Here is a 22,427-nt window from a genome sequence, read left to right on the forward strand (position 1 = left end):
GAATTCATTCGGCCATTCGTTTCCGTGTCGGGGCGCAAAGGTTATTGAAGCAGAGATCCGCGCAGGGAATGGGGTTGTGCATCATCAATATGTACATCGGCGAACTGCCCGATCAGCTTGGGGTTGTCACAGCGGAAATTGACGATCCGGTTGTTCTCGGTACGGCCCTGCAGCTCGCCAGGGTCCTTTTTGGAGTAATCGGTCACCAGAATACGCTGCGTGCTGCCGACCATCTGCCGGCTGATCTCGAAGCCCTGCTGATTGAGGCGATGCTGCAGCGCAGCCAGACGCTCCTTCTTCAAGGCTTCTGGCGTCTCGTCTTTGAGGTCGGCCGCCGGGGTGCCGGGACGCGGGCTGTAAATGAACGAGAACGAGAAGTCGAACCCGACGTCTTCGATCAGCTTCATGGTGTTGTCGAAGTCTTTCTCGGTTTCACCCGGGAAGCCGACGATGAAGTCGGAGCTGATGCAAATGCCCGGTACAGCCGCCTTGAGCTTGCGCAGCTTGGACTTGTATTCCAGCGTGGTGTGGTTGCGCTTCATGGCCGCCAGGATACGGTCCGAGCCCGACTGCACCGGCAAGTGCAGGTGCTTGACCAGCTCCGGCACTTCGGCGTGGGCCTGGATCAGGCTGTCGGAGAACTCCAGCGGGTGCGAGGTGGTGTAGCGAATACGATCAATGCCATCGACGGCTGCCACCACGCGTATCAGGTCGGCCAGATCCGCGACACGTCCATCGTGCATGGCGCCGCGATAGCCATTGACGTTCTGGCCCAGTAGCGTGATTTCACGCACGCCATGTTCGGCCAGGTGAATGACTTCGGTCAGGACGTCATCGAACGGCCGGCTGACCTCTTCGCCGCGTGTATAAGGCACAACGCAGAAGGTGCAGTACTTGCTGCAACCTTCCATCACCGACACGTAAGCGCTAGGGCCATCGACACGAGGCTCGGGCAAATGGTCGAATTTTTCGATTTCCGGGAACGAGACGTCGACCTGCGGCAAGCGCGTGATGCGTGCGGCGTCGATCATTTCCGGCAAACGGTGCAGGGTCTGCGGGCCGAAGACCACGTCCACGTAGGGCGCGCGGTCGCGGATGGCCGCGCCTTCCTGACTGGCCACGCAGCCGCCGACGGCAATCACCATTTCCGGGTTGGCCAGTTTCAGTTCGCGCCAGCGACCCAGTTGGGAATAGACCCGGTCCTGGGCGCGTTCGCGAATCGAGCAGGTGTTGAGCAGGATCACGTCGGCGTCTTCCGCGCGGGCGGTGACTTCCAGGGCCTGATGTTCGCCCAGCAGGTCGACCATGCGCGAGCTGTCGTACTCGTTCATCTGGCAACCGTGGGTTTCGATATAAAGCTTCTTGGCCATTCGTGATCATCAGCTGATTCAAAGAACCGCGCATTATAGGGGCGAAGTGCTTGGGTTCCTAGGGGCGATCCGACGGGCATGCTATAGTGCGTGCCCCTTTTTCATCCGCGAATCGTTACCTGCCAACCATGACCAAACGCGAAGCTCCAATCTACAAGGTGATTTTCCTCAACCAGGGCCAGGTGTTCGAGATGTACGCCAAGCAGATCTATCAAAGCGATCTGTGGGGGTTTCTGGAAGTGGAAGAATTCGTCTTCGGCGAGCGAACGACCGTCGTGGTGGACCCGAGCGAAGAAAAGCTCAAGGCCCAGTTCGAAGGCGTAGTGCGCAGTTTTGTGCCGATGCATTCGATCGTGCGCATCGATGAAGTCGAGCGCATGGGCACGCCGAAAATCAGTGAAGCGCGGGGCGTGAGCAACGTGATGCCGTTTCCCATGCCGATGCCGGAAAAATAGCAGGAAGGAAGTTGAAACTATTGCCCTGCGGACACGCGATCAGGGCAATGGAGAGAAGGGACTGCGCCCTTCGGCTGTTTGCAGTTCCATGAGGTATTTGCGGAATATCTGGCCCAGCACCTGAGTGGCGACTTCAAGTTCGTCGCGCTTCATTTTGGCCGAGACTTCATCCGCTGCATCCAGTGCTTCTTCCGAACCATTGACCGCAGCCATCTTCAGCACGATATACGCCTGAATATTATTGGCCTGTACGCCTTCGCCGCGACTGAACATCAAACCCAGCTGATATTGCGCCTGCGCATGACCCTGCAACGAAGCCTGCTCGAAATAACCGAGGGCCTTGGGCAGATCGCGAGGTGCACTCTTGCCTTCGTAATAGAACTCACCCAACTCGTATTGTGCCTGCGCATCCCCGGACTCAGCTGCCTGCTGACAGGCCGACAGCGCAGCGGGCAGGTTCTCCGGCTGCGTATTGAGGGTGCAGCGACCTACCGCTGGGATCAACAACGAGTTGCTGCCGGCATTAGCCAGCAGGGGATAGACAAGCAACAGGCAGCCCAATGCAAGGGTGCGGCCGGTGCGGTTCATGGAAATCGACTTACCTCTGAAAAAGGTGCGGGCGTACCCGACCAGCTAAACGTGCTGGCTGCGCATTATGAAATAAGCAGAGCCAACCTTACAAAGTCTTTACGGATTTTCTGCTGCACGGCCTGTAAAAAAGTCCGTTCACAAGGTAAAGACCCTTGAGCAAGACAATCGCTTCCCATGTTCACATCAATTGATCACGTCAATGGTATTGCAGTGTAGAAGCTAATTGGAGCGACAACGTTCCGTTTATTTCAAGAAGTTGACGCGTACAGGTCAGACCTCACCTGCACGCGTCATCACCTTCGGCTTATTTAAGTGCCGCGAAGGCTTTCTCGGCCGCATCCAGCGTCAGCTGCAACTCGGCGTCGCCATGCGCGATGGAGGTAAAGCCAGCTTCGAATGCGCTGGGCGCCAGGTACACGCCGCCTTCGAGCATCAGATGGAAGAACCGCTTGAAACGGTCGGCGTCGCTGGTCATCACGTCCTGGAACGTAACGATTTCCTTGGCGTCGCTGAAGTACAGGCCGAACATGCCGCCCGCCTGGGTCGTTACGAATGCGATGCCCGCGGCATCGGCACGTTGCTGCAGGCCTTCGAGCAGACGACGGGTGTAGTCGCTCAGTTCATCGTGAAAGCCCGGACGGCTGATCAGGCGCAGGGTGGTCAGGCCAGCGGCCATCGCCAGCGGGTTTCCTGACAGCGTGCCTGCCTGATAGACCGGGCCGAGCGGGGCGATGTGCGACATGATTTCGCGTTTGCCACCGAAGCAGCCGACCGGCATGCCGCCACCGATGATCTTGCCGAAGGTGCTCAGGTCCGGCGTTACGCCGTAGTAAGCCTGAGCGCCGCCGAGCGCCACGCGGAAACCGGTCATGACCTCGTCGAAAATCAGCACCACGCCGTGTTCGTCACACAGCTCGCGCAAGCCTTGCAGGTAGCCCGGCGCTGGCGGAACGCAGTTCATGTTGCCGGCCACCGGCTCGACGATGATGCACGCCACTTCCTGGCCTACCTGGGCGAGCATTTCACGCACCGCTTCCAGGTCGTTGAACGGCACGGTCAAGGTGTGTTTGGCGAACGCTGCCGGTACGCCAGGCGAACTCGGCACGCCCAGGGTCAGCGCGCCGGAACCGGCCTTGACCAGCAGGCTGTCGGAATGACCGTGGTAGCAGCCTTCGAACTTGATGATGCTGTCGCGGCCGGTGTAGCCACGGGCCAGGCGAATGGCGCTCATGGTGGCTTCGGTGCCGGAGCTGACCATGCGCACCATTTCCATGGACGGGACCAGCGAGCAGACCAGGTCGGCCATCTCGGTTTCCATCGCCGTCGGTGCGCCGTAGGACAGGCCGTGCTCCAACTGGTTGCGCACGGCATCGAGCACTTCCGGATGGCTGTGGCCGAGAATCATCGGGCCCCAGGAGCCGACGTAGTCAACGTAACGTTTGTCGTCTTCATCAGTCACGTAAGCGCCAGCAGCGTGTTTGAAGAACAGCGGCGTACCGCCCACGCTCTTGAAGGCGCGAACCGGCGAATTCACGCCACCGGGAATGTGTTTTTGGGCATTGGCGAACAGTGTTTCGGAACGGGACATGATCGGGTCTCTGCTTTGAAACGGGGAAGTCGTGTCTACGCCGGGGTCAGCCGAGGTGAGCAGTGAATGCTTTATTGGAGTGGCTTGAGCCAGAGAAAGCGCAGGAAGCGGCACTATATCAAATGCCGGGCGACTGCCGGATGCACATGTCCGAATTCAGCCAGACTTTTGTAGGAGGCTGGCATACAGTCTGCCCATGAACACTCTCGATCCCGACATTTGCTACGCCGCGTTTATCGCCAGGGACCGCCGGTTTGACGGTTGGTTTTTCATGGGCGTGTCGTCGACCGGTATCTATTGTCGGCCGATGTGCCCGGTGCGAGCGCCGCAAGCCAAAAACTGCAGTTTCTACAGAACCACTGCGGCGGCGGAGCAGGCAGGATTTCGTCCGTGCTTGCGCTGCCGCCCGGAACTGGCGCCCGGACAGAGCCTGCTGGACATGTCGAGCCGGTTGGCACAGGCCGCAGCCCGGCTGATCGAAGAAGGCTTTCTGGGCGGCAAGACACTGGATGCGCTGGCCGAGCGGGTGGGCGTCACGTCGCGGCATCTGCGGCGGATCTTCGAGGCCGAATTCGGCGTCTCAATGATCGACTTCGCCCAGACGCAACGCCTGCTGGTTGCCAAGCGCCTGTTGACCGATACCGGGCTGTCCATGACGGAAGTCGCTCTGGCGGCAGGCTTTGGCAGCGTGCGGCGCTTCAATGATGTCTTTCAGGCGCGCTATGGATTGAATCCCACCAGGCTGAGGAAAACCGTGAAGAGCGCCGACGATGCAGGTCTGCGCTTCGAGTTGTCCTACCGGCCACCGTTTTCATGGAAAGGCGTGTTGGCCTTTCTCGCGCATCGTTGCATCGCTGGCGTCGAGCATGTGGCCGATGACGTCTATGCGCGTGTCATCGAGGTCGAGCATGCGGGGCAGATGCTCACCGGCTGGATCAGCGTGACCGATGCCCCGCAGCGACATGCGCTGGTGGTGACGATGTCGGCTTCGTTGCAGTCGGCGGTTGCGGTGGTGCTGGGGCGTGTACGGCGGGTCTTCGATACGGGCTGTCGGCCGGACCTGGTGGACGCGCACCTTGGGCCGCTGATTGGCGATCTGCAAGGCATGCGTGTTCCGGGTGCGTTCGATGGCTTCGAAATCGCAGTGCGGGCGGTGGTCGGGCAGCAGATATCGGTGCTCAATGCCCGAGCGATTCTGAGCCGGATTGCCGAGCGATTTGGCACGCCGGTGAGCGATGCACCTTTTGGACTGCATCATGCGTTCCCGACGGCGCAGGCCGTTGCAACGCTGCACGATGAAGACCTGATCGCCACGAGGCTAATCCGTATCCGGGCCGAGGCGATCCTTGCGGTCGCTCAGGAAGTTGCAGCAGGGCGCATCCGGCTTGAACCGCTAGTGCCGCTCGATGAAACGCTGGCTGCGCTGCGTCATATTCGCGGCATCGGCGAGTGGACCGTGCAATACATTGCCATGCGCGCCCTTGGCTGGCCCAATGCGTTCCCTGAGGGCGATGCCGTGCTCAAAAAGCGCCTGGGTTGCACGACAGCCGCGCAACTCAATGAGCATGCGAGTCAGTGGGCACCGTGGCGGGCTTACGCGACCGTGCATGTCTGGCATCAACGTGAGGAGACACCATCATGATTCCCGGCTACCTGCTTTCCAGCCCGTTAGGCGACATTGCCCTGCGCGCCGAGGATGATGCGCTGACCGGCGTTTACTTCATCGGCCAGAAGCATTATCCCGGTCTGGTGATGATGCCCGATGACCAGCACGTGCCCAGAGTGGTGCGGCGTGCGCAGGAACAACTGACCGAATTCTTTCGCGGCGAGCGTCGGGTGTTCGATGTGCCGCTGCGCATGCGCGGCACGCCGTTTCAGGAGCAGGTCTGGGCAGAACTGGCGCGCATTCCTTACGGCGAGATGATTTCCTACGGAGCGATGGCGAGGAAGATGGGCCTGAGCCCCGGTCATTCGCGGGCCGTGGGAACGGCCAACGGCAAGAACCCGATCTCCATCATCGTGCCGTGCCATCGGGTCATCGGCGCGGGCGGCGACCTGACAGGCTATGCCGGTGGCGTCGACCGCAAGCGCGCACTGCTGGCGCTGGAGAACGCCACCGGTATGCCGGATTTCGAGTTCAAACTGGTGGGGCAGGCTTGAACGTCGGCCTCATAAAACGACGGATGACTGACTGAAGAAAAGTTGTTTGTGGGAGGCGGCTTGCCGACGAGATGTTTTAACAGGCGCCATGTCAGTGACTGAAATGACGCCATCGCCGGCAAGTTGCCTTCCACATTAAGGTGAACAGCGAGACAGTGCTTCGCTCAGCGCTCGCTGGCCAGCAGCGTTGTAAATGCCTTGGCCCGGCGGGTGACTTCCTGGGTGGTTTCGGCGCCGAACAGGCCGTGCACGACGGCCAGCAGGTCGGCGCCATGCTCGACCAGTTGCGGGGCGTTTTCCAGGGTGATGCCGCCGATGACCGCGATAGGCAGGTGCACCTTGGCGCGGACCTGAGCGATCAGGTCCAGCGGCACGGCAGGTGCGTTGGGCTTGGTCTGCGAATTGAAGAATCGGCCGAATGCCACATACGTCGCACCGTCTGCCTTGGCGCGCTCGGCCAGTTCCAGCTTGCCGTGGCAGGTCGCGCCGACAATCGCCTTGTGCCCCAGCAAGGCACGCGCGTCCGGCAGCGAGCCGTCGGTCTGCCCCAGGTGCACGCCGACGCCCAGGCGCGCAGCCAGTTCGGCATCGTCATTGATGATCAGTCGGGTCTTGTAGCGCTCACACAGTTTGAGCAGTTCGGTGGCCTCGCGCAGGCGGCGCGATTCGTCTTCGGTCTTGTCCCGGTATTGCAACAGGGTGACGCCGCCGTCGAGCGCGGCTTCGACGTAGGACAGGAATCTGCCGGTCAACAGTTGGCTGTCGGTAATGGCATAAAGGCCACGTAGTTTCATGAATCGAGCCTCATGGCAGAGCGTTACGAGCAAAAATCCAGCGGCAGACGACGCGGGACGAACTGCCCCTTGCCCAACTGCTCGGCGTCGCGCAACGTGCGCCAGGTGTAATCCAGCGCTGAGCGAACGGCACTGACCGTTTCTTCGCCTTGGGCCAGGCGTCCCGCCAATGCGCTGGCCAGCGTGCAGCCGGAACCATGGTAGCTACCCGGCAGTCGCTCGCAGATAAAGGTATGGGTCTGACCGCCGCGAACGTACAAACGATTATGGATCTGCTGTTCATCACCGTGGCCGCCGGTGATCAGCAGGTGCTCGCAGTAAGGCAGCAGCTTTTCAGCGCACTCGTCCGCTGTGCCTTCGGGTAGTTCCGCGAGGATGCGGGCTTCCGGCAAATTGGGCGTGGCGATCGTCGACAAGGGCAGCAATTGTTCGCGCATGGCATAGCCGACTTCGTCCTTGCCCAGCCGTCCGCCGCCGCCCGCCCGCAACACCGGGTCGCAGACCATCGGCAGATGCGGGTTGGCCTGTAGCAGTTCGACAACGGTGCCGACCATTTCAAGCGAACCGAGCATGCCCAGCTTCACAGCGGCTACGCTCGAATCATTCAGAACGGCATGGGCCTGGGCCAGCACCCAGTCGCGGTCCAGCACACGAAAATCACTGACGTTGACGGTGTCTTGCACCGTCAGGGCCGTGATGACGGGAGCGGCGTGGCAGCCCTGAGCGAGCAGGGCTTCTATATCGGCCTGCATGCCGGCACCGCCACTAGGGTCGTGGCCGGAGAGGCAGAGGACAACGGGGCGGGAGCTATAGATATTCATGGTGCGCGAGCTTATCACTAAACCTTTCCCGGGCCGCTTGTCGGTGACGTTTTTCTTGCCTGTCCGACACCGCTGCCGGTCATCGGTGCCTGGCTCGGTCCGAAAAGTGACTGCGCTTGGTGATGCTGCGCTTCGTACCGAGCCTGACATTCAGTGAGGAAAATATTCATGTTTGCTCCGCAAGGGCCGAGATAGAGCTATTACTCTGATTTTTAAAGCCATAGAGCCTTAGCGCCATAAGCGGCTATGCTTCAATGTTCTGACAGAGTGCCGTCAATCGGGTAGCCGCTGTCGGAAAGCGGTCATACGTAATTGCCTGTCTGGGTTCATCAGCCTGTTTCAAGGATAGATATTGCAGGGCGTCGCCATCAACGGATGGAGTGACCGCGACGACCACCTTGGGGCTTCAATGCGCTATTTGCTGATAATGCTGGCTGTCTGGCTACCGTTGCTGGCTCATGCTGTCGAATTCGACGAGAACACCCGGTTACTTCCGTTGGGCCGCATGATCCAGGTGTTCGAGGACCCGACCGGCAAAGCGACCATCGAAGACGTGCGCTCCGAGGCGGGCGCTCAGGCGTTTCGTCCCGTTGATACGGGCACGTTCAATGCCGGTTACTCGTCCGCGGTTTTCTGGTTGAAAGTTGATCTGCTGTATCGCCCGCGTGATGCTGGTCAGCACACCGACTGGCTGCTGGAACTGGCCTATCCGCCGATGGATTACATTGATTTTTACGGCCCGGATGCTGCTGGCACCCTGAGGCTGCTGGCACAGACCGGTGACATGCTGCCGTTCGCCAGTCGTCCCTTCAAACAGAACAATTATATCTTTCAGCTGGATCTGGCTCCCGGGCAGATCCACACCGTCTACCTGCGTATCCATAGCGCCGGGTCGGTACAGGCACCGCTCAACCTGTGGTCAACCCATGCTTATCTGGAGGCTCAGCCCGCCCGGATCTATGCGTTCGGTCTGATATACGGCGTGCTGTTGGGAATGCTGGTCTACAACCTGTTCATTTTCATCAGTGTTCGCGAGCCGGAGTATCTGTATTACATCCTCTATGTGGCGTCGTTTGGCTTGTACCAGATGTCGATCAATGGGGTCGCCATCGAGTACTTGTGGCCCGACAGCCCGTGGTGGGCCAACGCCTCGACGCCTTTCCTGATGGCGATGGCGACGCTGTTCGCCTGTCAGTTCTCCCGCAGTTTTCTGGGAACCCGCCGCCTTGCCAACTGGGTAGACCGGCTCTTGCTGGGCATGATCGGCGTCGCCGCCGTGGTCATGTGCATGGCGCTGTTCGTGGGCTATGGGCCTGCATTGCGTGCGGCGACCTATCTGGTGCTGGCGGGCTCCTTGACGATTTATCTGGCGGGCATCGTTGCCGTCGTAAGCGGCGAGCGCGTCGGTCGTTATTTCGTGATCGCCTGGTCGGTCTTTCTGGTGGGCGGGCTGATTTTCAGCCTGATGCTATTGGGGCAGTTGCCCACTACGTTCCTGACCATGTATGCCTGCCACATCGGCACCGTGCTGGAAATGGCGCTGCTGTCGATGGCGCTGGCCGACCGAATCAACCACACCCGGCGAGAACAGGAAAAAACCTTGCTGGCGGCCGGCAGTGATTTGGAATACCTGAACCTGCAACTGGCTACCAGTAACCGGCTAAAGGACGAGTTTCTGGCCACGCTTACCCATGAACTGCGCACGCCCATGAACGGCGTGATCGGCTCGCTTGAGCTGATGCAGACCATGAGTCTGGGCGAGGAGCTGGAGATGTACCAGCAGACCGCCGCCAGCTCTGCGCAGGACATGATGCGCATGATCAACGGCATTCTGACTCTGACCGAACTGCACGCAGGTGTGCTGTATGCCCAATGCGAAAGCTTCGATGTACCTGACCTGTTGGAACACGTGCGTGTGCGTTTCAGTGGTCCCGCCTGCGCCAAGGGCCTACGGCTGAACCTGGAACTTGATGAAACGCTGCCTGTTACGGTGCGTGGTGATGTCCACAAGCTTTACCAGTGCGTCGAGTGCCTGGTGGACAACGCGCTCAAATTCACCCGCGAGGGTACGATCAAGGTACGTATCAGCGGCCAGCCGCAAGACGCCGATCACTTGCGCTTACGGGTCGAGGTGATGGACACCGGCATCGGTTTCAGCCACCTGGAAGAGGCCAACCTCTACAAACATTTCTTTCAGCTCGATGGTTCGATGACAAGGCAGTACGGCGGCTTGGGCATTGGTCTGGCCATCTGTCGCAAACTGGTCGAGTTGCAGGGCGGCGAGCTGAGCCACCATTCCGAGCCAGGCAAGGGCAGTTGCTTCACCTTGAACCTGCCCATGCTGACGGACATTGCGGGAGCGGTGCGCAAAACCCCCGAACTGAAAGCCCATTGGGGTATTTGAGCCCATCAATGCAGGGCAAAAGCGCCGGTCATTAGGCGCGTACGGCACTTTTTAAACGCGAAGGCTTGAGCGCATGATTCACCACTGCTTATGAAACGCGCAGGGAGGACATGGCTCATGAACCTGAATCAATTCGCCGAAACCCACGAAGTCACCAATCAGCCGCCGCCACTCGACGGGGCTAATCTGTATCGCATCGATTTGCCCTTGCAGGAGTGGAGCAAGCGCTACGAGGCAGGATGGGCCGAGTCGCGCATCGATGCCTACGGCGCGCTGGCCGGCGGGCCGCTGATGGAGGCTGGATTTCTGGCCAATCAGAACAAGCCGGTGTTCGCCAGCCATGACCGTTACGGGCACCGCATCGACCTGATCGAATTCCACCCTGCCTGGCATCAGTTGATGGCCACTGCCATCGAGCATGGCATCCCGTCGCTGCCCTGGACCGATCCGCAGCCCGGCGCGCACGTTGCACGAGCGGCCATGACCTACCTGCATACCCAGGCCGAGCCCGGCAGTGGCTGCCCGTTGACCATGACCTTCGCCAGCGTTCCGGCCTTGCGCCTGCAGCCGGAGCTGGCCGAGGTCTGGCTGCCCAAGGTGCTTTCTACCCGGTACGACTCGCGCAACATCGGCATTGCACACAAGACCGGTGCCACCATTGGTATGGCCATGACCGAGAAGCAGGGCGGTACCGATGTGCGCAGCAATACCACGCGCGCCTGGCCGGTCGGCGCAGGCGGACCGGGGCAGGCGTACGAACTGGTCGGGCATAAATGGTTCTGCTCAGCGCCGATGTGCGATGCGTTCCTCACGCTGGCGCAGACCGACAAGGGGCTGAGCTGCTTTCTGCTGCCGCGCCATCGGCCAGACAACACACGCAACGCGTTCTATATCCAGCGCCTGAAAAACAAATTGGGCAACTGGTCCAACGCCTCCAGTGAAGTCGAGTTTCGTGGCGCGCTGGCCTGGATGATCGGCGAAGAAGGGCGCGGTGTGGCGACCATCATCGAAATGGTCGGCATGACCCGCTTCGACTGCATGATCGGTTCCAGCGCGTTGATGCGCCAGGCGCTGACCCAGGCCACCCATCACTGCGCACACCGCTCGGTGAGTGGTCGTCTGCTGGTCGATCAGCCGTTGATGCAAAACGTGTTGGCCGATCTGGCGCTGGAAAGCGAAGCCGCGCTGGCGCTGACGCTGCGCATGGGCCGTGCGCTGGACCATCTGGATGACGCCCATGAAGCACGCTTCGTCCGTCTGGTGACGGCAGTGGGCAAGTACTGGATCTGCAAACGCGCCCCGGCAATGATCAACGAAGCCGCCGAGTGCCTGGGCGGTGCGGGCTATGTCGAGGACAGCATCCTGCCGCGTCTTTACCGCGAAGCGCCGGTCAACTCGACGTGGGAAGGCTCGGGCAACGTGCAATGCCTCGACGTGTTGAGGGCGTTGTCCAAGGAGCCGGGCGTGCTCGATGCGTTATTCGATGAACTGGGTGACGGCCATGGCGACCGGCGTCTGGCCGCACACATCGCCACCTTGAAAGACGCCTTTACGGACTTGAGTGACATCCAGTACCGCGCGCGGCAACTGACTGAGGACATCGCAATCGCGCTTCAGGCCAAGCTGTTGCTGGAAGCTGGCAATGCAGTCGTCAGCGACGGCTTCATCGCCGGTCGAATAGCCACTGGCGGGCGAGTATATGGCGCATTGCCGCGAGGCGTTGATGTCGAAACATTGGTGGCCAGAGCGTCGCCGCAGGTGGCATGAGCACGCGAACCCGTTACGATGCAGGTCTGCAAGTTCAGACAGGACATGAAACGTGACCCAAGCCTTTGTTGTTGTAGACACTGCCGAGCAAGCGGTTGAGCGGCTCGCTGAACTGCACGAGCGTGCAACCAGCGCTCTGAGCCAGGCGCTCAAGCGGTACCTGAAAGACCGCGTCGAACCCAGCGCCGAAGAACGAGCGCAGTTCCGCTACCCCGAATTGCGCTTGAACTATGAGTGCCACGGCGAAGTGCCGCTTACCACGCGCGCCTACGCCAAGGTCCAGCTGCCGGGCACTTATAGCGTAACCGTCACGCAGCCCAAGGCGTTTCGCAAATACTTGCTGGAACAACTCGGCCCGCTGATGAACGATTTTACCGTGACGGTCGAAGTCGGCATGAGCGAGCAGAACATCCCTTATCCGTACGTGGTGGAGCAGGGTGACGAGTTGGCCGGCTCCGGTGTGACCGCTGCTGCACTGGCGCGGGTTTTCCCCAGCACCGACCTGTCGGCGGCGACCGATGGCATTGCGGACGGCCTGTACGACTGGGCCAACGTCGACCCGCTGCCACTGGCGCTGTTCGACGCCGCCCGTGTGGATTTCTCGCTGCGCCGTCTGGTGCATTACACCGGCAGCGACTGGCGTCATGTGCAGCCCTGGATCCTGCTGACCAACTACCACCGCTATGTCGACCAGTTCATCCTGCATGGCCTGGAAAAACTGCGTGAAGATCCGCGCTTCGTGCGCATGGTTCTGCCGGGCAACGTGGTGGTCGACAAGAGCATGAGCCAGGATGAAGCGCAGGCCATCGTTGCCAGCGTGGTCTGGCACCGTTACCAGATGCCGGCCTACCACCTGATCGCAGAAGACGGCCATGGCGTGACCCTGGTCAACATTGGCGTCGGCCCGTCCAACGCGAAGAACATCACCGATCACCTGGCGGTATTGCGCCCGCATTGCTGGCTGATGATCGGTCACTGTGGTGGTCTGCGTCAGTCGCAGACCATCGGCGATTACGTGCTGGCCCACGCCTACATGCGCCGCGACGGGATTCTGGACCGCGTGCTGCCGCCACACATCCCGATTCCGGCACTGGCCGAAGTGCAATTGGCCCTGCAGGAATCGGCGGCGCAGATCACCGGCGAGCGTGGCGAAGAACTCAAGAAGCGCCTGCGCACCGGCACCGTGCTGACCTACGACGACCGTAACTGGGAATTGCGCTGGGCTCAGGAGCGTCCGCTGATCAACCTGTCCCGCGCCGTGGCCGTGGATATGGAAAGCGGCACCATCGCCGCCCAGGGTTATCGCCTGCGCGTGCCTTACGGTACGTTGCTGTGCGTTTCCGACAAGCCGTTGCACAGTGAAATCAAGCTGCCAGGTTCGGCCAACGCCTTCTACGAGCGCGCTGTCAGCCAGCATCTGAAGATCGGCATCGCAGCGCTGGATCTGCTGCGCACCGAACTGAATTCGCTGCACTCACGCAAACTGCGCAGCTTCGACGAGCCGCCTTTCCGCTGATTGCAGTTGGTATTTGCACAGAGGGCCACTAAAGTGGCCCTTTCTGTTTTCCGACTGCCCATTCCCATGTCCCGCATCCAGCGTCCCGCGCCCCGCCGTACTCAAACCAGCCCGACAGGTGCCCCCAGGCGCGTTGCCAAGGCACCGCCCGCCGAGCCGAAACTGATCCTGTTCAACAAGCCGTTCGACGTGCTGACGCAGTTCAACGATGAACAGGGGCGGGCGACGCTCAAGGATTTCATCAAGATCCCTGGCATCTACCCGGCAGGCCGGCTGGATCGTGACAGCGAAGGCCTGTTGTTGCTGACCAACGACGGGCAGTTGCAGGCGCGTATTGCCGATCCGAAGCACAAGCTGGCCAAGACGTACTGGGTGCAGGTCGAGGGCGAACCGAGCGAGGAGCAATTGCAGCAACTGCGTGAGGGTGTGCAGCTCAACGACGGCCCGACCTTGCCCGCCGAAGCCCGGCAGATCGAAGAGCCTGTCCTCTGGCCGCGCAACCCGCCGGTGCGCTTTCGCAAAAGCGTTCCAACCCATTGGCTGGAACTGGTGATCAAGGAAGGTCGCAATCGGCAGGTGCGGCGCATGACCGCCGCCGTGGGCCTGCCGACCCTGAGGCTGGTACGTGTCAGGATCGGCGACTGGACCCTCGAGGGGCTCGATCAGGGGGAATATCGCGAAGTGCCCGCCAGGCTTTAAGCGTACCGGTCACATCCATTGATCAACTGCGCAGATGAACCAGTGGCATCTCGGTGCTGGCCAGCACTTGATTGAGCACAAAGCTCGACCGCACGCTGGTCACGCCTTCAATACGCGTCAAATGCCCCAACAGCAGCTTCTGATAATGGTCCATGTCAGGCACGACGACTTTCAGTTGATAGTCGGCCTCCATCCCGGTGACCAGACTGCATTCCAGTACTTGCGGCAGATTGCGGATCTGCTGCTCGAAGTTCTCGAAACGCTCCGGCGTGTGACGGTCCATGCCGATCAGCACGTAGGCGGTCAGGTTCAGGCCCAGCTTCTTGCGATCCAGCAAGGCCACCTGCCGCACGATGTAGCCGTCGTCTTCCAGTTGCTTGACGCGGCGTGAGCAGGGCGAAGGCGACAGACCAATGCGTTCCGCCAGTTCCTGGTTAGAGATGCGCGCGTCCTTTTGCAATTCGGCCAAAATGCTCAAGTCATATCTGTCGAGCTTGCTCACGATCTACCCCTTTATGATTTGGATTGCGCAGGATTATTGATATGAAGTCAAAAATTGCGCAAGTCATGTTTTATTGAGCAACATTAGCAATCGCCTGCCAGCGCCTCAGGCCTATTCTTTTAAACAGAATCACTGCCCGGACACAGCGTCCAGCGCGACCCGCCGAATCAGGCCAGTCGCGGCCTCCCACCCAACCGGGTGCGCCAGGCCCCCGGGCTACATACTGTCCACAAGACGGCATGAAGTGAGCCGACGTCATAAGCGTCGCGCAGGACGAAGTATCCCAAGGGGGCCATCTGGCCCCCTTTTCTTTGCGTCCTGATAAAGTGCGCAGAACGGCGTATCGCTATTACAGTCTTAACAACGTCTATCTGCGTTCTAGTGAGGAAAGCATGAAATCTGGCATCTGGCAGTTCGCGGGCTTGAGTCTGTTGTGCCTGAGCATAAGTACCCATGCCCTCGCCGACGAGCGTGACGATTCGCGTGGCAACGCCCTCGACGGCGCGTCGTCGCGACAGCAACAGCAGAACCAGCAGCAGAACCAACAACGTCAGCAGCAACAACAGCGCTTCCAGCAGCAGGAAAATCAACAGCGCCAGATGCAGCAGCAACAGAATCAGCAGCGCAACGTTGAGCGTCAGCAACAGCAGCAGATCGATCAGCAACAGAACAATCAGCAACGTCAGATCCAGGAGCAGCAGAATCAGCAGCGCCAGGTGGAACGTCAGCAGCAACAGCAGATTCAGCAGCAGGAACAGCAGCAGCGCAATGTCGAGCGCCAGCAACAACAGCAAATCAACCAGCAGCAGCGCGAGCAACAGCGCCAGATTCAGGAACAGCAGAATCAGCAGCGCCAGCAGCAACAGCAGTTGAGACAGAATCAGGACAACCTGCCGATTCAGAGCGGCCCTCGTGAAGCCTGGCAGACCCAGCAACCGCGCCAGGGTTATTACCAGGACATTCCGCGCGGCAACACACGCAACTGGTCCGCTGGCAATGGCAGGCCTGATGATCGCTGGAATGGCCGTCCTGACGGACACGGCAATGGCTGGGGGCCGGGCCCGCGTTATCGCCCTGGCTATGCCATTGATCGCGTACCGGGCGGTTATTCACGGGTTCCCTATCGCGGGCAGGATTATTTCTATTCCGAAGGTTACTGGTATCGGCCGCAAGGCCCTCGCTACGTGGTCGTGACCCCGCCCTACGGCGTGCGCGTGCGTAGCCTGCCGTCGTATTCGCAGGAAGTCTGGATTGGCAGCAGCCTGTTGTTTCTGGCAGCGGGCACGTACTACGCGTATCAGCCTGACAGCCAGGAGTATGTGGTGGTCAACCCGCCGCAGAACGGGACGGTGTATTCAGAGCCTGCCCAGCAACAGAGCAACGGCTACGATCCTGTTGCCTATCCGCTTAACGGCCAAAGCCAGCAGCAGGTCGAGCTGGATCATTACCAATGCTACCGCTGGGGCGTCGACCAGAGCGGGTTTGACCCGGCCAACATCACCTCCCAGCCTCAGCCTGCCGTTGTCGACCTCTATCGACGTTCGATGGGTGCTTGTCTCGCCGATCGTGGCTACAGGGTCAATTAAAGCCGATCAGGCGTAGGTCTGCTTCACCACTTCCTGCGGGTCGGCGTGCACCAGCACTTCGGCCTTCGGGTATTTGGCGTGAATGGCATCGACAACCTGATCGCACAGCGCATGAGCGACTGACAGCGTCAGCGTGCCCGGCAGCTCCAGATGCAGTTGCACGAACCAGTGGTTGCCGGAAATCCGCGTGCGCAGATCATGTGCGCCCAACACCCCCGGTACGCCGCACGCCAGCTCCAGCATGTCAGTGCTGACGTCGCTGGGTAACTCGGCGTCCATCAGCACGGAAACGGTTTCCCGTGCGATCTGGAACGCGCTCCACAGGATGTAAAACGCAATGCCCAGCCCGAAATACGCATCCAGCTGCTGCCAGCCAAAGTACGCCAGCGTGAGCGCTACCAGAATGCTGCCATTGAGCAGCAGGTCAGAACGGTAGTGCAGCGAGTCGGCCCTGATCGCGGCAGAACCGGTCGCCTTGATCACTCGGTATTGCAAGGTCAGCAGCGCCAGCGTCAGCGCAATAGACACCACCATCACCACCATGCCGAGCAGCGGCGCACCTAACGGCTCGGGGTGTTGAATACGCTGAATGGCCTGAAAGGCAATCAACACACCGCTGACGCCGATGAACAGCGCCTGCGCCATTCCCGACAGGGCTTCCGCCTTGCCGTGGCCGTAACGATGGTCGTCATCGGCCGGGCGCAGGGCGTAGTGCACCGCCAGCAGATTGAGGAAAGATGCCGCCCCATCGAGCAGTGAGTCGGTCAGTCCTGCCAGCATACTGACCGACCCGCTGATCCACCACGCCACGCTCTTGGCCAGAATCAGGGTAACGGCAACCCCAAGCGAAGCCCGCGTTGCGAGACGCAACAGTCTGCTGTGTTCGGCACTGGTGCTCATGAGGCGTCCTTCAAACCTGAAAAAATATTACGCTGCCGGAATCAGACCCAGCGACGCCAGTTGCTCGACACTGCCCTTGTGCTGAATCAGGCGCGGGTCGTTCAACGGCAGCGAACGGCCCAGCTCGGTTTCGAGAATGGCTTGCAGCTTGATGTTGTCGACACTGCCATCGGCCTTGATCGCCGGTTGCAGCTTCTGCGGATCGATCTGCGCATGCTCGCCCGGCCCGTAGTAAATCGCACCGGTCGCGAAGTCCACCGCAAAAGCGATCACCCCTGGGATGATATAGAACAACAGACCAAAGGCATCCAGCGCCGCAATGGCCGGATCGATCTTGCCATCAATCTGGCCACGACGGTCAGGGTAGAAAATACTGCCGCAGGCAGTCAGTTGGGTCAGCAATGTGGCGACCACAACGCCACCGATCAAACGGGAAGGAATGCGCATGGAAAGCTCCTGAGATGAAGAGGGCAACTATACAAGGCAAAGGCTGCAAGGCTAAGACTATTGAGCGGTGGGGTGGTTCTGGTGGGTGATTTATCAGATGTGCTCGCCTCAACGCTGATCGTTCCTCACGCTCAATCGCGCTTACACCATGGCGGCAGATCAGACTGTGGGAGGCGGCTTGCCGGCGATCTGCCGGGAACCGGCAGCAAAACTAGCGAATGGGGTGGATCAGATGCAGTCAAGGCCCGCTGCGCAGCCCATCGCTGCCGTCGTAACCTGCGAAAGCTCCCACGCCCTCTGGGCAGAAGCAACGTTCAGCGCTGTCCCGGACGTTGGGTGATGTTTGATAAGGATTCGCCTGTTATTCAGTGACACCTGCGTATTAAAGACGAGCGCCCTGCGTTGGCACGATCAGCTCCCGATGAGCTTTAGGTTTGCACACACCACACCCGTATAATCAGCCGCCTGTTCTGGAGCTGCCATGATTTCCCTGCCCATCGATGCCGTTCTACCCGCATTGCGCCAAGCGCTGTCCACCCGCCACGAGGCTGTACTCGAAGCCCCTCCCGGTGCGGGCAAGACCACGCGCGTACCGCTCGCACTGCTGGAGGAGACCTGGCTGGCCGGGCAGACCATTCTCATGCTGGAACCGCGTCGTCTGGCGGCGCGTGCTGCCGCCGAGCGGCTGGCCAGCGAGTTGGGTGAGAAGGTCGGCGAAACCGTGGGTTATCGCATCCGACTGGAAAGCAAGGTCGGCCCCAGGACCCGCATCGAAGTGGTCACCGAAGGTATTTTGACCCGGCGTCTTCAGGACGATCCGGCGCTGGAAGGTGTCGGGCTGCTGATTTTCGACGAATTCCACGAGCGCAGTCTGGATGCCGACCTGGCACTGGCCCTGAGTCTGAATGGACGTGAGCTATTCCGAGATGATCAGCCGCTGAAAATTCTGCTGATGTCGGCGACGTTGGAGGGCGAGCGTCTGGCAGCGTTGCTGGATGACGCGCCGGTGGTGCGCAGCGACGGGCGCATGTTCCCCGTCACGATGCAGTGGGGACGCCCGTTTCAGCCCGGAGAGTTCGTCGAGCCGCGCGTAGTGCAGACGGTGCTCGATGCGCTGGGCAGCGAGTCCGGCAGCCTGCTGGTGTTTCTACCGGGGCAGGCCGAGATTCGTCGGGTCAATCAGCAACTGGCCGATGCGCTGGGCGAGCGGGCTGACATTCTGCTGTGTCCCTTGCACGGCGAGCTGGACCTGAGCGCTCAGCGGGCGGCCATCGAGCCTGCGCCCAAGGGCACGCGCAAGGTGGTGCTGGCGACCAACATCGCCGAGACCAGCCTGACCATCGACGGCGTGCGGGTGGTGATCGATGCCGGGCTGGCGCGGGTGCCGCGATTCGATCCGGGCAGCGGCATGACGCGTCTTGAAACCCAGCGCATCTCCCGCGCCAGTGCTACTCAGCGCGCTGGACGGGCAGGGCGTCTTGAGCCGGGCGTGTGCTATCGCCTGTGGTCTGAGGCGCAGCACGATCTGTTGGCGGCCTACGGTACGGCGGAAATCCTGCAAGCTGACCTTGCCGGGCTCACGCTGCAACTGGCGCGCTGGGGCGTGACGCCGACTCAACTGGTCTGGCTGGATGTGCCGCCTGCGGCCGCTTATGCACAGGCGCAGGACCTGCTGGTGCGGCTGGAAGCACTGAGCAATCAGCCAGGCCAGACGCGCAGCCTGACGCCCCACGGCCAGACCATGGCTGAATTGCCCGCGCACCCGCGCATTGCGCATTTGCTGTTGCGCGGCCATGCGCTGGGGCTGGGTGATCTGGCCTGTGACGTCGCCGCGCTGTTGGGCGAACGGGATATTCTGCGGGGCGCAGGGGCCGATCTGCACAGCCGTCTGACCTTGCTGGCCGGCACCGAGCGTGCAGCGCGCGGCGCACAGGGTGGCGTGCAGCGGGCCAAACAACTGGCGCGTCAGTACCGTGGCTATTTGCGTGGCAAGGCTGACAGCCCGGTCAGTGAACCCGATCATCCACGCTGGCTGGGTGCCTTGCTGGCGCTGGCCTACCCGGACCGCGTTGCACAGCAGCGTCGAGCAGGCGGTGCTGAATATCGGCTGGCCAACGGTCGCGCTGCGTTGTTTGCCGAGGCCGATGCGCTGATGAAACAGCCCTGGATCGTCGTGGCAGATCTGGGCAGCCGCCAGGGGCAGCGCGAAGAGCGTATCTATCTGGCTGCCGAGTTCGATCCGGCGCTGTTCGATTCCGTGCTGGCCGAGCAGGTTACGTTGCTCGATCAGATCGACTGGGACGAACGCGAAGGCGTGTTCCGCGCTGAACGGCAACGCAAGGTGGGCGAGCTTATCCTCAGTCGTGAACCCCTCACCGGGCTCGACGAAGCCACACGCAGCCACGCCTTGCTCGCATTGGTCAGGCGTAAGGGACTGGAGTTGTTGCCATGGACGCCGGAACTGCGCCAATGGCAGGCGCGGGTCGCCTTGTTGCGTCAACTGGATCTGGAAAAGCAGCCTTCCAGCGAATGGCCGAATGTGAGCGATGCCAGCCTGCTCGCCACGCTGGAAACCTGGCTGCAGCCGTATCTGGGCAAAGTCACGCGGCTCAGCCATTTCGGCAACCTGGACCTGTCCTCGATCCTGCGCAACCTGTTGCCCTGGCCGTTACCGCAACGCCTCGACGAACTTGCGCCCCATCATCTCAGCGTGCCGTCTGGCTCATCGGTGCGCCTGGACTACAGCGAACACCCGCCCATCCTCGCCGTGCGCCTGCAAGAACTGTTCGGTCTGGCCGATACCCCGCGCATCGCCAATGGCAGACAGGTCGTCAAACTGCACCTGCTCTCACCCGCCCGCCGTCCGGTGCAGGTCACGCAGGACCTGGCCAACTTCTGGCGCAGTACGTATGCAGACGTGAAGAAGGACCTGAAGGGCCGGTATCCAAAGCACTACTGGCCGGACGATCCGCTGGTGGCCGAGGCGACGGCGCGGGTCAAGCCGAGGGGGACCTGAGGGTTCAGGAAGAGAGGGCTTGTAGTGGTCAACTGATACCTGACACGACATCCCTCAATAAAAGTGACTCCGCAGATGGCTGACCGGAGACCAAAAGCTTTTATGGCCTGGCAATTACCTGCTACCGAACTACCGAGAGCGTTGGTAGATCTTTTCAGCGCCCTGTATTTGAACCGCGTCGATCTATTGGGCTTCGTCAAAGACAAAGATGAATCGGGACTGCGAGAGCATCTGGATCAATGACGCTCCGAGGGGTGTCAGCCTGATTGATGCACAAGATCATGAGGTCGATGTCCGAGGGGGACGGGGAACATCTAGCAACAGACCCGAACAAATACCACTCACTCCCGTTGCAAACCGAGCCAGGTTTTTCAGCGATTTCACACATGGCAGTGACAGCTGCCTCCCGCTTCATTTGCCTGGCCAACGCAAGAAGTCTCCGGACATGAGTGCTTCAATCAGCCTATCAAAAATTGCCGTTTTCGACGCCCTTCGCGTTGGATAGAGGGATCTTGGGACGGACCGCTACCGCTTTCGGCCAATAGCAGCCATTCACTTTGCGAACTGGGCGTTGGTACCTACTATCCGCGCCTCAGTTCAAGGGGTTGGAGCATCTCACACTCATCAATGTCCGCCGGATGCCGATATACCTGCATAGATCAGCATTAGGACGACCAATGTCTAAGCACCACATCCAGGAAACTCTCCAAGCGGGAAACATGGGCACCTACCGCCCCAACGCACTATTCACGCGGATAAGCTCAGAAGGTGATCTGGAGCCAGAGTATGGCGATCCCCTTCCCGGCGCGGTAGCGCTGCATGCTCACGAATACACACATTACCTGCACAACCTCTCTACGAACGCGGGAGCGATGTCTCTGGTGAGCAGCTTTTGGCTCATACATCCGTTCATAAAAAATGCTGATAGAAACGCTCGGATATTGGTGTCTAGTGAGTCGGCAGTGGACGACGATGTCATCTCCGCATTCAAGGTTATGAATGTCATGAGAGGAGTAACTCGAGGTATACCTAAGGGCTATTCCTGGCCATCTGCGAGGTCTTGGGATTTCAAACAGCCAACTTTAGCTGTTCACGAAGTTACTCATTCGTCCGAAATCGTGGCCAAGGTAAACGTATTTACTATCAAATCTAGAGCAGTTTTTTCAGACGACCACTCACTGGATATTGAGATACAGCCCGGGCTTGATTTCATATCCGAGGGCGTAGCGTACGAGATTGAGCGCGAGATCAGGCGACTTGCAGGCATATCTGATGATTTTTTGGATTACCAAACTCCCAGCTATCCCTATCTAACCTTCCGCCCTCTGGTAGATTTCCTCATCGGTCAACCAAGCACGGCTGAAGAACGCATACTTTTAGGCACTTTCGCACTGCTTGACCATTCACCATCTGAAGGCTTGATCAAAGCTTGTAGCGTGATAAGAATGGAGCTCCAAGAAGGTCTAGAGGGTGGTTTTTCGAACTATTTAAACCAGGCACTTTACCACTTCAAAAAGTATGCGAATGGCATAATTTAGAGTCAACTTCCGGCTATATCGAAAATTCTATCTCAATCCCAAACGCTGTCTGCTGGCGTCGAAATTTACTGCAAACTTATTAAAAAATCACTCGAAAATCGCCAGAAATCCCCGGTCATGGAGGCAGTTTTTATCCAGTCAAAAATGACAGCGGAAGATTTTCTTAGGAAATCATTGAACATACTCGAGCGGCAAGTCTGCCAAGAAAAGCCAGGTTCAGCGAGCGTCATTTCTTGGATAGGCTTGAAAGGTAGTATCGCTGACGAATCAGAT

18 protein-coding genes are annotated in these 22,427 nt (G+C 60.0%); 10 read left to right on the forward strand and 8 right to left on the reverse strand.

The features are described 5' to 3' along the window. Positions 1–41: 41 nt before the first annotated feature. Entirely contained in the window at positions 42–1,370 is a 1,329-nt protein-coding gene (gene miaB, locus H8S56_RS19285; RefSeq protein ID WP_024688010.1) for a tRNA (N6-isopentenyl adenosine(37)-C2)-methylthiotransferase MiaB, read from the reverse strand. A 128-nt stretch (positions 1,371–1,498) separates the two neighbouring features. On the opposite strand from miaB, the gene H8S56_RS19290 reads away from it, so the two are divergent. Beyond that, a complete protein-coding gene (locus tag H8S56_RS19290) occupies positions 1,499–1,825 on the forward strand; it encodes a DUF1820 family protein (RefSeq protein WP_024688009.1) in 327 nt (108 codons plus the stop codon). Between the two features lie 39 nt (positions 1,826–1,864). Here H8S56_RS19290 and H8S56_RS19295 read toward each other — a convergent pair whose 3' ends face one another. After that, positions 1,865–2,413, reverse strand: coding sequence for a tetratricopeptide repeat protein (locus H8S56_RS19295; RefSeq protein WP_024688008.1), 549 nt, complete (start codon positions 2,411–2,413; stop codon positions 1,865–1,867). A 307-nt stretch (positions 2,414–2,720) separates the two neighbouring features. Then, the gene (hemL, locus tag H8S56_RS19300) at positions 2,721–4,004 is read right to left on the reverse strand and encodes a glutamate-1-semialdehyde 2,1-aminomutase (protein ID WP_024695645.1); all 1,284 of its coding nucleotides are present in this window, start codon (positions 4,002–4,004) and stop codon (positions 2,721–2,723) included. A gap of 196 nt (positions 4,005–4,200) precedes the next feature. On the opposite strand from hemL, the gene H8S56_RS19305 reads away from it, so the two are divergent. Together H8S56_RS19305 and H8S56_RS19310 are read left to right on the forward strand one after the other, a co-directional pair. After that, entirely contained in the window at positions 4,201–5,646 is a 1,446-nt protein-coding gene (locus tag H8S56_RS19305; protein WP_187519517.1) for a DNA-3-methyladenine glycosylase 2 family protein, read from the forward strand. Beyond that, complete coding sequence (locus H8S56_RS19310) at positions 5,643–6,164, forward strand: methylated-DNA--[protein]-cysteine S-methyltransferase (protein WP_024695643.1); 522 nt, start codon at positions 5,643–5,645, stop codon at positions 6,162–6,164. Before H8S56_RS19305 ends, H8S56_RS19310 begins: the two co-directional genes overlap by 4 nt. 164 nt (positions 6,165–6,328) lie before the next feature. On the opposite strand, the gene thiE is transcribed toward H8S56_RS19310, so the two are convergent. Continuing rightward, positions 6,329–6,958, reverse strand: coding sequence for a thiamine phosphate synthase (thiE, locus tag H8S56_RS19315; RefSeq protein ID WP_073168706.1), 630 nt, complete (start codon positions 6,956–6,958; stop codon positions 6,329–6,331). A gap of 23 nt (positions 6,959–6,981) precedes the next feature. Further along, positions 6,982–7,779, reverse strand: a complete 798-nt coding sequence (locus H8S56_RS19320) for a hydroxymethylpyrimidine/phosphomethylpyrimidine kinase (protein WP_024685289.1) — start codon at positions 7,777–7,779, stop codon at positions 6,982–6,984. A 409-nt stretch (positions 7,780–8,188) separates the two neighbouring features. On the opposite strand from H8S56_RS19320, the gene H8S56_RS19325 reads away from it, so the two are divergent. The 4 genes from H8S56_RS19325 to H8S56_RS19340 all read left to right on the forward strand — a co-directional run bounded on the left by H8S56_RS19325 (position 8,189) and on the right by H8S56_RS19340 (position 14,165). Continuing rightward, positions 8,189–10,183, forward strand: coding sequence for a sensor histidine kinase (locus H8S56_RS19325; RefSeq protein WP_187519518.1), 1,995 nt, complete (start codon positions 8,189–8,191; stop codon positions 10,181–10,183). 117 nt (positions 10,184–10,300) lie between these two features. Continuing rightward, the gene (locus H8S56_RS19330; RefSeq protein WP_187519519.1) at positions 10,301–11,950 is read left to right on the forward strand and encodes an acyl-CoA dehydrogenase family protein; all 1,650 of its coding nucleotides are present in this window, start codon (positions 10,301–10,303) and stop codon (positions 11,948–11,950) included. A gap of 52 nt (positions 11,951–12,002) precedes the next feature. After that, a complete protein-coding gene (amn, locus tag H8S56_RS19335) occupies positions 12,003–13,466 on the forward strand; it encodes an AMP nucleosidase (protein WP_187519520.1) in 1,464 nt (487 codons plus the stop codon). Between the two features lie 66 nt (positions 13,467–13,532). Further along, positions 13,533–14,165, forward strand: a complete 633-nt coding sequence (locus tag H8S56_RS19340; protein ID WP_235986819.1) for a pseudouridine synthase — start codon at positions 13,533–13,535, stop codon at positions 14,163–14,165. 22 nt (positions 14,166–14,187) lie between these two features. On the opposite strand, the gene H8S56_RS19345 is transcribed toward H8S56_RS19340, so the two are convergent. After that, positions 14,188–14,667 (reverse strand): Lrp/AsnC family transcriptional regulator, encoded by a 480-nt coding sequence (locus tag H8S56_RS19345; protein WP_024685294.1) that lies wholly within the window; start codon positions 14,665–14,667, stop codon positions 14,188–14,190. A 392-nt stretch (positions 14,668–15,059) separates the two neighbouring features. On the opposite strand from H8S56_RS19345, the gene H8S56_RS24725 reads away from it, so the two are divergent. Then, positions 15,060–16,253 carry a DUF6515 family protein gene (locus H8S56_RS24725; RefSeq protein ID WP_328803431.1) on the forward strand — a complete coding sequence of 398 codons (1,194 nt, stop codon included), beginning with the start codon at positions 15,060–15,062 and terminating at the stop codon, positions 16,251–16,253. Between the two features lie 6 nt (positions 16,254–16,259). On the opposite strand, the gene H8S56_RS19355 is transcribed toward H8S56_RS24725, so the two are convergent. Both H8S56_RS19355 and H8S56_RS19360 read right to left on the reverse strand, forming a co-directional pair. After that, positions 16,260–17,153, reverse strand: a complete 894-nt coding sequence (locus H8S56_RS19355) for a cation diffusion facilitator family transporter (protein WP_187519521.1) — start codon at positions 17,151–17,153, stop codon at positions 16,260–16,262. 27 nt (positions 17,154–17,180) lie between these two features. Continuing rightward, positions 17,181–17,600 (reverse strand): polyribonucleotide nucleotidyltransferase, encoded by a 420-nt coding sequence (locus H8S56_RS19360; protein ID WP_024685298.1) that lies wholly within the window; start codon positions 17,598–17,600, stop codon positions 17,181–17,183. 481 nt (positions 17,601–18,081) lie between these two features. On the opposite strand from H8S56_RS19360, the gene hrpB reads away from it, so the two are divergent. Next, positions 18,082–20,616, forward strand: coding sequence for an ATP-dependent helicase HrpB (gene hrpB / locus H8S56_RS19365; RefSeq protein WP_187519522.1), 2,535 nt, complete (start codon positions 18,082–18,084; stop codon positions 20,614–20,616). 677 nt (positions 20,617–21,293) lie between these two features. Continuing rightward, a complete protein-coding gene (locus tag H8S56_RS19370; RefSeq protein ID WP_187519523.1) occupies positions 21,294–22,154 on the forward strand; it encodes a hypothetical protein in 861 nt (286 codons plus the stop codon). Positions 22,155–22,427: the final 273 nt, after the last annotated feature.

It is taken from the genome of Pseudomonas triticifolii, from assembly GCF_014358015.1.
GTDB lineage: Bacteria > Pseudomonadota > Gammaproteobacteria > Pseudomonadales > Pseudomonadaceae > Aquipseudomonas > Aquipseudomonas triticifolii.